This window comes from Larkinella sp. VNQ87 (genome assembly GCF_049445795.1).
In the GTDB taxonomy this organism is placed as follows: domain Bacteria; phylum Bacteroidota; class Bacteroidia; order Cytophagales; family Spirosomataceae; genus Larkinella.
Map to the genome: position 1 here is coordinate 320893 of NZ_JBMSDT010000008.1, position 12347 is coordinate 333239.

Consider the following 12347-nt stretch of genomic DNA (forward strand, 5'->3'; position numbering starts at 1 on the left):
CGTTGTTATTTTCGCGAATAACCGTCATCTTTGCATCCCGTTTCAACCCAGAGAGGTGTCCGAGTGGTTGAAGGAGCACGCCTGGAAAGTGTGTATACGTCTCAAGCGTATCGAGGGTTCGAATCCCTTCCTCTCTGCAAGACAATTCAATAACCTCCTCACCTACAGGAGGTTATTTTTTCAAAAAACTCCCCGATTTATAGCTTGGCTTACATTCACTCGGATTTTATTCGATAAGGAAAGCGTAATTTGACCTATGACACCGCTGGCACTGAAACTGCTTATCATTCCTTATCGTTCGTGTTAATTTCGAAAATTAGCGTTGTAAAAGCTATGAATTAAGCCTAATGCTGGACTATCCCCGGCTCCCAACGGACGCCCCTGTTGATCCTTGCTAAGTTGGCTTAGGTAATCCAGTTGCGCAGCCGTAACCGCTTTGAAAGCCATTGACCAATCACCAAATACCTTTTTTTCGACCCGCTGGCTGATCATCTTGACAATGTGCCAGTGTCGCCGATCCCGACTAATGGTCTCAAATAAGGCTTTCACTTTTTCTTCCGAACCCTCCAAAGCCTGTATAATGCTGCCATCGTAATAGAGCAGGACGCCAGTGATACCCAGTTGGCTATTTTTTTTTCTACTTTGTTCCAGAATAGTTTCCAACTCCTCTTCGTCGAGCAGCCCCTTAGATGAACTCAGGTAGACAATGCAGTATTCCATTGATGTGAAAGCAGGTTTACCTTGAATTGGCAAGAACAATGCCGAATACTGCTAAAACTATCTAATGGTAAACTATTCATTCTTTCTAATCCTCTTCGCCAAACCGGTTCGGGTGCAAACACGCAGACCAGTAGGCCACAATGGCTTCGAGTTGCATCCGGATTTCATCAATGGTCGTTTTCTTCTCAAAGTAGCCTTGGATGGTCAATTCGTAGGCTTCTTCCACCATGTGTTTGTAAACCGGATGCGTGAAAAAGATGAATGGAATGGCGCGCTTTCGCAGGTAAGGATCTTCTTCGATCTGACGTCGTAACTCCAGACCGCCCATGCGTTTCAGAACGACCTCGGAAATAATGAGAAAGGGACGCTGGTCGGTGGTTCGGAGAAACTCAATGGCCGAATCGCCGTCGGTAAAAAACAGAATCTGACTGTTGGGGACAATCGCTTCCAGCATCGGTTTGAATATGTGCTGATCATCTTCATCATCGTCAATAAAAACGATGGGGCCGTATAATTCCATTGGATTGCTTCGATTGGTTGTATTTTCCCTAATAACTGACAGCACGCGTTGGTGTTTAATCGAAAATTTCGATCCGAGTAAGCGGTATGTCGTATCACGGGTGCAATCCAGGCCTTTTCTCCCCTCCTACTGTTTCTACCTCTCCTGAAACGACGAACCCCACCGTCAGCCTGATCAACGGCTACCGGTGGAGTTCATCTCTATTCCGATGAAATTTATCGGGTAAACTTGGCCCGCAAGGCCGTCAGTTTTTCGGCGCTCAGTTCCATTTCCTGTTTCAGAAACGCATCCATCGAACCGTATTGCCGGTCGATGGCGGCAAACGTATTCTGCAAATACGCCGGGTTGGCCGCCAACATGCCCTTGACGACGTTTTCATCGACGCCCTGCTTCCGGTACTGGGCCAGAATCTGCTCCCGGTTCCCTTGCCAATACACATCCGTCGCTGCGTAATCTTTCAGAATCAACGACCGATCGACGCCCAGGGCCGAGAGCACGAGCGCAGCGCCAATGCCCGTCCGGTCTTTGCCCGCCGTGCAGTGGAACAACAATGATTCCTCCCCGTCGAGGGCCAGCAGTTGGTCGAACATCGGTTTGTATTTGGCTTTCAGGTGGTCGGTTCGCCCGTAAAAGGCGGTCATCATCGAGTCGCGGTTGGTCGGGCGGGCGCTCATCAGGCTGGTGGTCATGGCGCGGGTATTTTCGCTCCCCGCCGGTAAGTTCACCCACTGAGCACCCGCAGGCAAGCGGTCCGGATTGGTCTTGATTTCGTCGGGGCCGCGCAGGTCGCAAACCGTGGCGATATGGCGGTCGGCCAGCACCGAAAGATCGGCATCCGTCAGTTTACTAATGTCCGCCGAGCGATAAATCCGACCCCACCGGACGGTTTTGCCCCCGGCCGCCGGATAACCGCCCAGGTCCCGGAAATTCGACGCCCCCTGCAACTGGACTGCGCGTTTGGGGTTGTATACCAGCGTGTCGCGGTCTTCCGCGTACACCATTCCCGTCAGGCTCAGCAAGCCCATCAACATCCACTTTTTCATGATCGTAGTTTGGAGTTTATTAGAAAATATCCCAGCGAATCCCGGCCTGGCCGCGCTGGCTGTACCATTCGGAGTTCGTGATCCGGCGCTCGTCGCCGAGGTAGTTTTGCAACGGCTCGTTGGTCAGGTTGTTGACTTCGACAAACACCCGGATTTTAGGGGTAATCGTGTAGGAGGCCGAGAAGTCCACCGTGAAGTTGGTATTCGACCAGGTGTACAGCCGGGGGCCGAGTTGCTGGCTGATGGTTTCGACCGATTTTCCCCGGTAATTGCCCGCCAGCCGGGCCGTCAACCCATTGCGCTCGTAAAACAGAATCCCGTTGAAGAGGTGTCTCGACTGGTTGGGCAAAGGTGTTTTGTCCATCACCACGTCACTACCCACGGAACGTGGTACCTCCACCTCCGACTCGATGCGCGTGTAATTGGCCTCGATGCCAAAACCGCTCAGGAAGCCTGGCAGGAACGTAAACCGGCGTGTCAGTCCCACCTCGAAGCCCATCAGGCTGGCATTCCGGAGGTTTTGGGGCTGCGTCGTCACGGTGGTCACATTGCCGCTGAGCGAAACCGAACGGTCCGAAAAGACCACGTCTGTGATGTCTTTGTAAAACAACCCCGCCGTCAGCAAGCCGATGTTGTCAAAATAATGCTCGCCCATCAAATCGAAGTTGTTGGCAAAGGTGGGCCGGAGTTCGGCGTTGCCCTTCGACACCGTGATCGGGTTGGTGGTCGTGTTGATGCTCTCGGTGGGCGTCAGTTCCGTAAAGAGTGGCCGCACAAACGTCCGGGTGAAAGCCGCCCGCAGGTTGGTCCGCTGGTTGAGGGCGTACTTGGCGTGCAGCATCGGAAGCAAGGCGTGGTAGTTGTTCTTAACCGTCACGGGCGTGATGCTTTCCCGCACGGTCGGCGCGCCGTTCACGGTCACGGTTTCGCGCCGGTATTGCGAGCCGTTGGCCGTCAGCATGGTGTATTCGTCCCGCAAACCGCCAAAAATCTTCAGTTTCTCGCTGGCATTCCATTCCCCCATGACGTAGCCCGCCAGCACATCCTCGCGACCGTCGGAATACGTCGTCGGGAACGAGCCGGGCGTCACGTCGCGGAAACCGTTGGCCTGCAAAAAACCGGGCGCGTACAGGTTGTAGAGTTGCTGCTCCGTGATGTTGTCGATGGCGTAGGCGTCGTAAGGATTGCCGAGTTCGTTGAAAAAACCGCCCCGCGTTGGGAAGGGTTCGCGCTCCAGTGTGTTCAGCGCCACCAGGGTCGAACTGGTCGGGACATACACCCGGCTTCCGCTCGTGCTGCGTCCGCTGCGCTCCTTGTGCCGGAACTTGGCTCCTACTTTCAGTGAGAATTTCGGCGACGCATCGAATTTGAGGTTCACCTGCCCGACCTGATCGCGCTCTTTGGCCCCAAACTGGAGCAGCACCAACTGCCGCAGGGTCAGCTTGGCCGGGTCGATGGCGTCGGCCACCGGATTGACCAGGTACGGCCGAATGCCCAGCGCATCGTCGCCGGTTCCGTCGGGCGAATCGAACGAAAGGTATTTCCGCCCGTCCGACGCCAGCCCGCCGTAGCCTTTGGTCAATTTCTGGCGAAAGGTCGCAATCGGCAAACCGCGCAGGTCTTTGCTGGTCGTGTTGGGCGTTTTGTTCAGGTAATATTCGGTCGTGTAATCGGAAAATAAGTAATCCAGTTTCAGTTTGTTCGACAACTGGTGTTCCCCGCCGAGTTCCAGCCCGTTGATCCGCGTCTGGTAAAACGAATACCGGTAGTTAAGTTGATACTCGCTCGTGTTGAAGGCAAAATACGATTCGTACACCGGCCGGATGTCGTTGAACATGTCGTACAGTCCCCGCGCGTAAATCCGGTTTCCTTCGTTAAAGCGGTATTCCAGCCCGGCATTGAAACCGTACGTCTGCCGTTTTCCCATGTACCGCTTCATCAGCAGGCTGTTGATGGCCACCTGCTGCTGCGGATTGGATGCGCCGGTGTTGTAGGCAATCGTGAATTCGTCGGTGCCCCAATTGCGGTCCCAGATGGCAGCCGCCAGCATGACGCCTAGTTTTCGTTTGAAAAACCGGTCGCCGTAGACGATGGACGCATTGTACGTTCCGTCTTTCGAGAGGTTGTTGAAACCACCGGCCGCGCTCACGTTCAGCACCCGGTTTTCGGGGGCCACGCGGGTCACAAAGTTGATCGACCCACCAATGGCGTCGCCTTCCATGTCGGGCGTCAACGCCTTGACCACCTGCGCGTACTGGATGATTTCGGAGGGCACCGCATCGAGCACCGCATTCCGCGACCCGCCCACGTTGGCGCTCGGCATCCGGGTTCCGTTGAACAGCGTAGAGGTCCAGGCAAAGGGCGTCCCGCGCACCGTCGCCTGATCAGCCTCGCCGTGGTAGCGGGCCACGGCCACCCCCGGCATCCGCTGCACCGCTTCGGCCGCATTCCGGTCGGGCAGTTTGCCGATGGCGTCCGACGCCAGGACGTCCATCATCGCCAGGGCGTTGCGCTTGATGCTGATCGCTTTCATCTGCGAACCGGCAATGGTGCCTTTCACGATCACGTCGGCCAGTTGCGTCCCTTCCGCCGACAGTTTTACGACCGGCACCTCATTCAGTCCGGCCCGCACCGACAACGGCAATTCAACGGTTTGGTAGCCGACGTAGCTGATGGCCAGCACCACCGAACCGGCGGGCACGTTCGGTAGTTGAAACGAGCCGTTGAGATCGGTCGAGGCTCCGAGGGTCGTTCCCTTCACGAGCACGGTGGCACCGGGCAGGTAACCATTTTCGTCGGTTATGCGGCCCGCCAGCGTACCGCGTTGTGCGGTCTGTGCCGAAGCCAGCGCCGTCAGCAACGCCAGAGCAAGGGTAAACAGTAAAGATCTGATTTGCATAGAAAGACAGACAAAGTTGATTCTGTCCCAAAGGTAGTCGGCCCGACCAACGCCGGACGACCCAGCCGAACGGCGAGGTTCGCGCCGTTCGGCTGGGTCGTCCCAAAATGTCAATTCCCTAAAAATCAGCAAGTTGAGAAAATTATCAAATCGTTAAGTTTTGACCGTTTCGCGTCGTTGGGGCCTTAATTGCTGCTGGTATTCGGTGGGTGAAAAACCGGTAACTTTCCGGAAGTAGGCGTTCAGAGTGGTTTTCGACTGGAAGCCGACGGCGAAGGCCAGTTCCAGAATCCGGCCAGCCGGTTTTTCCCGCATCAGGCGCTGCATTTCGGCCACCCGGTATTCGTTGATGTAGGCGTAAAAATTCCGCCCGGCTTTCTGGCTCAGGATTTGGGAGATGTGCTGGCGGGACAGTTGGAGCCGTTCGGCCAGATCGTCGAGCGACAGGTCGGGGTTGGTATACGGCTTTTCCCGCTGCATGAGGTGTTCGAGCATCTGCCAGCCTTCGGCCAGTTGTGCGTCCGAGAGGCCCGATTTTTCGTAGGCAACCGGTTCTTTCTCCAAAGGCTCCGGTTCATCAACCGGCAGTGGGGCCATCGATAAACCGGGACTGGGTTGGGTAAAGAAAAACCGCAAACACAGGAAGGAAATCAGCCCGAACATGGCGTAAGGGAAGATGTGGGGCTCGTACGGAATCGCCAGCCTTTCGGCCAGGCGATTGACCAGATGCCCGCCCAGCATCGCGACCAGAAACAAGCTGCTAACCCGCACCATCAGTTGTCGGTCCAACGGGGGCAGCGCGTCCCGCTCCCGCTGCAACGCCCACAGCAGGTAGCTGAAATAGAGCAGGCACGAGCCCATCACGGAGTAGCGATACACCGAAAAAATGCGGTGAAACAGCGCCAGTTCAGCCGTGGGTAACAGGGAAACCACACAATACACGTACAAACCGAACGCAACCAGAAACGGCAGCAGGTGAAGCATTTTGACCGACCGGCGCAGCGGACGACCCATCGACTGCCGGAACTGGAACAGCAGCAATGGCCCGTAGCTGAACGAGGTAAAGCTATTCAACCGGCCGAACAGAAACGCGTCCTGCAATACCCCGAGCAAGTACATTTTGATGCCCAGGTGCAGAATCAGCGACAGCAGCAACACCCGGATGTACGGATAATTCCGGCTCTGACTGCCCCGGAGCGGCAGCAGATACAGCACAACCAGCGTCTGCACGAAGGCAACCGTAGTAACGAAGAAGACCATAGCGAGCGGGTTAACGTTGAGTAAATTTAACCCTTGACTCGGTAGTAGAATATTAAGAAATTGTGAAACAAAACCGTCCGGGATGTCGGCTCCCAAATCGGGTTCAGCCCCGGAAGCCAACGATTGAAGCAACCATCAGAAACTTTCGGAGGATTACGGATAATCACCTGATCATCTTTGCGTTATTACCAGACAAGCTATTCCTATTCACGAATCTACGCTATGAAAACCGTTACCTTTCTCCTGATTGGTCTGGCTCTGGGTAGCTTGGCGGGTTGCCAGGCCCTGCGTTCGAATGTCAGCCCGGATACGCAGTTAAGCGCCGGTCGGCGGGCTTTTGTATCGAAAGCAAAACCGGAAGCCATGCCCGCTGCATTCGGCCGGGTGCTGGTCGTGCTGAAAAACCGTCAGCCTGACACGCGTTACGCTGAACAAGTGATGCTTTCATTTCCGACTCCGTATCAGGTCTGTACGATGTCGCTGAACCCGTACGAACCCGCCGGGCATTCGGAAGCCATCCGTGCACGAGCCGCCGAGTGCCAAAGCGAGGTGGTGCTGACCGTCGAACAGACGCACAAAGGCAGCCTGGTGTCGCTCGACGCACCCGACGGCGACGATTTGTCGCAGTACAACTTCAAGTTACGGGCCATCAGCACGAATCAGACGTTCTGGAAAGGCGTAGCGGCAAGGCCCCGGCTGTCATCCGGACCATTTCCGACCCGAACCCTGGTGGCGCGGCTCCTGCGCGACGGCGTCCTAACCGGCGAACTACCGCAACGGGCCGTGGCCGTCCGGCGTTGAGGGTCGTAAAACCGCCCCCGGTTCGGTTAGCGGGCCAGCTTTTCGCGGGCTTCTTCGGCGGTGGCGACAAAATTGATGCGGCCGACCTGGTTGCTCTCGTACATAAAATCCCGCAGGCTTTTGCTGGTGTAGTGGGTGTAGTCGCCGATGATCGCCAGCTGCGCCCCATATTGGGAAAACTTTTGCAGGATTTCGCCCGCCAGACCGGTTTTCAACTCAAAGAAATCCGGCGTAAGCTGTTTCTCGTGGATGATGAGGTTGTCGGCGCCCTGATACATGCAATTTGCCAGCAGATCCAGCGCATCCTGGGCAGTGCGGATTTCAAGTGGGTCGAATTGCAGTTCGGCAATTGAAACGCCGTTGGTTTCGATGATTTCCATAGGTGATGTATTTATTGTTTCGCGGAGGTGAGCATAAGTCGTTCCCTACCTGAATAGTTTTCTGACCTCCACCGGCCGATCGGTGGTCAGAATATCCGCCCCGGTTTGGAAAACCGCCCGGTAGTCGTCGGCGACCTCCCCGATCGGTTTTTCGTCCAGATTGCCGGGGCCGTAGGTTCCGGCGGTGCAGGGGATTCCGTCGTGGTGCAACCGTTTGTAAAATTCCCGGTTTTGCCGGGCTGCCAGCGCAATCAGGTGGTGCAAAGACAAACCGGCTTTTTGCAGTGTCTCACCGTGATCGGCCTGGTTGAAACCCAGCGCCAGCCAGACCTCCGGATACGCTTTTCGAATTTGCAGAGCATCCTCTACGGAATAACAGATGATGAATACGCTGTAAATCGCGCCCCGGTCGGCAATGGTTTTCATCAACTTCACTAAATCGACCCCCGGTTTGGCATCGATCGCCATCACGACCCGGCCGGCCCCCCATTCCAACACCTCATCGAAAGTCGGAATCCGTTGCCGGGTGGGCTTTCCTCGCAAATCCCGCAGAAAAACCGTCTTCAACTCGGCCCACGGCATGGCTTTGAGCGACCCGGTTCCGGTGGTCGTCCGGTCGATCTCATCGTCGTGCAACAGCACCAGCACGCTATCGCGCGTCATCCGGACATCCATTTCCAGAATCGCTTCGGGCACCTGCTGAAACGTATGCCGAAAGGTTTCCAGGCTATTTTCGGTTTCGGTCGGCTCCGGACCGCCCCGGTGCGCCAGCAGCAGCGGCACTGTCCGATCCGGTCGGTATTGCAGAAAACGCTCCAGGGCCAATGCCGTTGTGAAGGATCGATTTTGGGCATAAAGCAGCGTCGTGTACAGAAAAAAACTTACGATTATAAGAAAGATTCTCATAGAGCTTATCGGAAAGCTTTTACCCCCGGCATTTAGGGGGTGGGGGGTAAACGAATTACAAAAAAATACCCCCGCCGGATGATCCGGCGGGGGTTACTATAGCATTTGAAAAACGCTTAGTTAAAAATATACCGGATACCGATCTGCGCCTGATACACCGCGTTCAGGTTTTGCGCCGGAACAAACGAATCCTTGAGCAGCCCCGGCTGGGCCTGGCCCCGGAACGTTTGGGTAGCCAGGCGATACTGGGGCACGCCGGTCGTCGTATTGACACTCACCAGCGTCAGCGGATTCGAAGTGCTGCTGCTGGTCGAAGCCGTCAGTGCGTTACCCAGGCCCCAGCTATTGTTCAGCAGGTTGCCGAAGTTCAGAATGTCGGCGCGAAGCTGGATCGTATTTCGTTTGCCTTCTTTGCCAACCGCTACGTAAAACTCCTGCACCACCGACAGGTCGAAGCGCGTCAGCCAGGGATACGCACCACCGTTCCGCTCAGCGTATTGGCCGCGACGGGTTTTCAGGTACTTGTTATTCTCGATGTAGGCATCGAACGCAGCCGCCTGTTGCTCCGGCGAGTACGTTACCGCCGGAATGGCCGGGGTCGTTGCCGTAGCCGGAACCGCAGCAACCGTCAGCGGAGCAAACGACAATTCGGAGGCATTACGCGGCACGTAGATCAAATCGTTGGTCGTCTGTCCGTCGAAGTTGACATCCTGGTTGTAGACATACGAAATTTTGCTGCCGCTGCTTGATAGCACACCCAACGTGAAGGCCGTCGATCCGCCGAATTTTCCGCCGTAGTTTAGGCGGTAGTTCACGAAGCCGACGATCCGGTGCCGCAAATCCTGATCCGAATAGGCCGTATTCAGGTAGTTCTGACCGTACACCGAGGGCACGTTGGCCTGCACCGTACTACCCACAAACGCCAGGTCACGCGCTTCGCCGTACGTATAAGCCAGCGATCCGCCGAAGCCCCGAACAGCCGGTTTTTCCAGTTTCGCCGTCACGATGTACGAGCTTCCTTTGTTGGTATTCCGAAGCACAAAGGCGTTGGTAATGGCCGTGTTGTAAAACCGGGCTTGGTTGACCGTATTGTTGGCACCCGAACCGGAGCTAACCACACCAAAGGCCGGGAATACCGGACGGTTGTCCGGACCGGTCAGCGTCCGGCCGCTCGGCCCTCTCAGGTTGGCATCGATATACCGAAGGGCCTGGAGGTTTTTGTTATAGACAAATTCCAGCGTTCCGATCAGGCCCCAGGGCAGTTTTTGATCGACGGCCAGGTTAGTTTTCCAGATTTGCGGATATTTCAGGTTTTGATCCGATGCGTTGATGACGTAAGGCGGTAAGGCCGCCAGGTTAACCGTCGTCGGATCGGGCGGACGAACGGCAGCCGGAAGTTGGCTCGGATCAGTCACGAACGGATACGCCGTCGTATTCGTCACGTTAATCACCGCCGTGTTCACCCCGTTGTTCCCCAACTGGTTGGATACCAGTACTTCCGGAATCCGGGAAACGAAAATACCGCTTCCCCCGCGAACCTGCGTCGTTTTGTCGCCTTTCACATCCCAGTTGAAGCCCAGACGGGGGGATAGCAGCAGACGCGGTTTCGGGAACGTTCCGGTCGTAATTTTGTAATCTTCTCCGTCTTCATTCCTGAAAGTCAGACCAGCCACAATCGGGTTGTTGAAGTCCTCGGCGGTGCTGTTGTCGTAGTTGAACAGGTCACCACGCAGCCCCAGTGTCAATTTGAAGTTCGGCGTAGCCTGGAATTCGTCCTGGATGTAGGCGCTGTAGAGATCCCGTTTCAGAGTTTGTAACGGTTCGCCCCCGCCCGGAATCAGCGAATACCGCAGGTTGTACCGGGCTACCGTTACAGGAGAAGTCGTTGCGCCGGGGTTGTTGATTGACGCTAAAGCCGCCTGTTTGAAGTCGTCGATGGAGTTGTATACATAAACACCATTGGACGACGGGAAGAAGACGTTGTTCGACGTGTAGTATTCGTACACCAGACCGGCCGTGAGCGTATGTTTGCCGGCAAAATAGCTGAAATTGTTCGTGATGTTGAACGTCGAGTAGTTCAGCTTGTTGTTCGGCGTAAACGGATCGAAACCGATGGAGGTGTAGGTACTTCCGTCTTTCAGGATGTCGATGGTCGGGAACAGACTAGCCTTGTACGTCCGGTCTTCCAACTGCTTGTTGTAGGTAACAATCAGGTTGTTGGCAAATTTCCCACCAAAGTTCGAGGTCAGCTCAGCCGCCAGTGAACGGGTATTATCGGCAATGATATAGCCCGAATTTTCCGGCGAAATAGCGAAGGCGCTATTTGTCCGGTTTCCGTTCCCGGCCGTGTTACTGCTGTTACTGTTGCTGATAATCTGATCCGAATCCGAGTTGTGGTGCGAATACCGGACCGACAGTTTGTGCTGGTCGTTGATGTTGTAATCCAGACGAATCAGGCCCTTGATGCTGTTCACTTCGTTGTTGAAGTTGTCCAGGGCGCCCAGGTTATAGCCGAAGTTGGTTTGCATAAACTGCGACAGATCCTGCATGTCGGCCAGCGTAACGCGCGACACCTGCGTGCCACTGCCCCCCCGGTCGAGGCTCCAGAGCAAGGCAGGCGAGCTACTCTTGAACATTTCGCCGTTGACGAAGAAGAACAGTTTGTTTTTGATAATCGGACCGCCCAACCGGAAGCCGTACGTTTTCTCGTTGATGTTGGGTTTCGGTGTGATCTCCACTCCATCGGCCTCTTTACCCACCAGGCTGTTGTTCCGGAACAAATGGTAGACCGAGCCGGAAAATTCGTTGGTTCCCGAACGGGTTACGGCGTTGATGCCCGCACCCGTAAAACCGGACTGGCGAATATCGAACGGCGCGACGTTCACCTGAAGCTGGTCGATGGCGTCGAGCGAAACGGCCGTCGTACCGGTCCGGCCCCCGGCCAGGGCCGAGCTACCCAGACCAAAACCGTTGTTGAACACCGAACCATCGATGGTAAAGTTGTTGAAACGGGGATCCTGACCGGCAAACGATTGTCCGTTTCCGTAGGCATTGTATTTTGTGACATCCGTCAGTGTCCGGTTTATCGTCGGGATGGAGTTGATGGTTTCCCGTCCGAACGAAGCGGCTGCCCCGGTTCGGTCGGAACTAAAAATATCCGTCCGGTTGCCGGAAACTACGATTTCCGACAATTGAGTACTCTCGTCGGCCATTTCGAAATCGACGTTGGCGGCCGTTCCCAGGCTGGCTTGAATGCCTTGTTTTGCCTGTTCTTTAAATCCGACAAACGTAGCGGTTACGGTATAGGGGCCACCGACGCGAACGTTCGGGAACGTATACCGGCCTTCATTGTTGGTGACGGTTCCGTAGCGTGTACCCGAGGGAGTATGCACCGCAATCACCGTAGCACCGGGAAGCCCATCACCTTTCTGGTCTTTCACCAGACCCGCAATGGAAGAAGAGGTTACCTGTGCCTGGGCATTACTTCCGCTCAACAGGGCCAATGCCAGTCCGCAGAGTAATGTCAGCAGGTAGACAGATTGTAATTTTCTGTTCATAAAAAATGGACGATTTGGTTAAATTTGGTTTGAAGTGTCTCCGAAACTTAGTACAGTTCAACACAAAGAAACGACATTTTTTTTTCTCACTCAAGTCCAGGTTCTTAGGAAAGTACCAAAACAACAAATTTACAATCAAGCTTTCTGCGAAAACTCCATAAATCTGTTTTTATCGTTCAATTTCCACGTATTAATTTTTTGTTAAGGAAATGGTCATACCCATCATTTTCTTGTAACAATTCAAGTTAAAATTCTACTATT

The 12347-nt window shown here is 54.9% G+C and carries 9 protein-coding genes and 1 tRNA gene; 2 read left to right on the forward strand and 8 right to left on the reverse strand.

The annotated features are described in order from the left end of the window. Positions 1-49 precede the first annotated feature (49 nt). A tRNA-Ser gene (locus tag ACO2Q8_RS16040) sits at positions 50-137 on the forward strand. A gap of 166 nt (positions 138-303) precedes the next feature. Here the strand turns inward: ACO2Q8_RS16040 and ACO2Q8_RS16045 are convergent. The 5 genes from ACO2Q8_RS16045 to ACO2Q8_RS16065 all read right to left on the reverse strand — a co-directional run bounded on the left by ACO2Q8_RS16045 (position 304) and on the right by ACO2Q8_RS16065 (position 6442). Beyond that, on the reverse strand, positions 304-720 hold the full coding sequence (locus ACO2Q8_RS16045; protein ID WP_423345846.1) for a BLUF domain-containing protein: 417 nt from the start codon (positions 718-720) through the stop codon (positions 304-306). An 85-nt stretch (positions 721-805) separates the two neighbouring features. Then, complete coding sequence (locus ACO2Q8_RS16050; RefSeq protein WP_423345847.1) at positions 806-1240, reverse strand: response regulator; 435 nt, start codon at positions 1238-1240, stop codon at positions 806-808. Positions 1241-1455: 215 nt separating this feature from the next. Then, complete coding sequence (locus tag ACO2Q8_RS16055; RefSeq protein ID WP_423345848.1) at positions 1456-2283, reverse strand: tyrosine-protein phosphatase; 828 nt, start codon at positions 2281-2283, stop codon at positions 1456-1458. A gap of 19 nt (positions 2284-2302) precedes the next feature. Further along, positions 2303-5182, reverse strand: a complete 2880-nt coding sequence (locus tag ACO2Q8_RS16060; RefSeq protein WP_423345849.1) for a TonB-dependent receptor — start codon at positions 5180-5182, stop codon at positions 2303-2305. Between the two features lie 153 nt (positions 5183-5335). Next, the gene (locus tag ACO2Q8_RS16065; RefSeq protein WP_423345850.1) at positions 5336-6442 is read right to left on the reverse strand and encodes a helix-turn-helix domain-containing protein; all 1107 of its coding nucleotides are present in this window, start codon (positions 6440-6442) and stop codon (positions 5336-5338) included. 222 nt (positions 6443-6664) lie between these two features. On the opposite strand from ACO2Q8_RS16065, the gene ACO2Q8_RS16070 reads away from it, so the two are divergent. After that, positions 6665-7243 (forward strand): hypothetical protein, encoded by a 579-nt coding sequence (locus ACO2Q8_RS16070; RefSeq protein ID WP_423345851.1) that lies wholly within the window; start codon positions 6665-6667, stop codon positions 7241-7243. Positions 7244-7269: 26 nt separating this feature from the next. Here the strand turns inward: ACO2Q8_RS16070 and ACO2Q8_RS16075 are convergent, their stop codons facing one another. From ACO2Q8_RS16075 to ACO2Q8_RS16085, 3 genes are all read right to left on the reverse strand, one after another. Then, positions 7270-7623: a DUF4180 domain-containing protein gene (locus tag ACO2Q8_RS16075; protein ID WP_423345852.1), complete on the reverse strand. Its 354-nt coding sequence runs from the start codon at positions 7621-7623 to the stop codon at positions 7270-7272. A gap of 45 nt (positions 7624-7668) precedes the next feature. Further along, complete coding sequence (locus ACO2Q8_RS16080) at positions 7669-8529, reverse strand: glycerophosphodiester phosphodiesterase family protein (protein WP_423345853.1); 861 nt, start codon at positions 8527-8529, stop codon at positions 7669-7671. A 116-nt stretch (positions 8530-8645) separates the two neighbouring features. After that, the gene (locus ACO2Q8_RS16085) at positions 8646-12086 is read right to left on the reverse strand and encodes a TonB-dependent receptor (protein WP_423345854.1); all 3441 of its coding nucleotides are present in this window, start codon (positions 12084-12086) and stop codon (positions 8646-8648) included. Positions 12087-12347 lie beyond the last annotated feature (261 nt).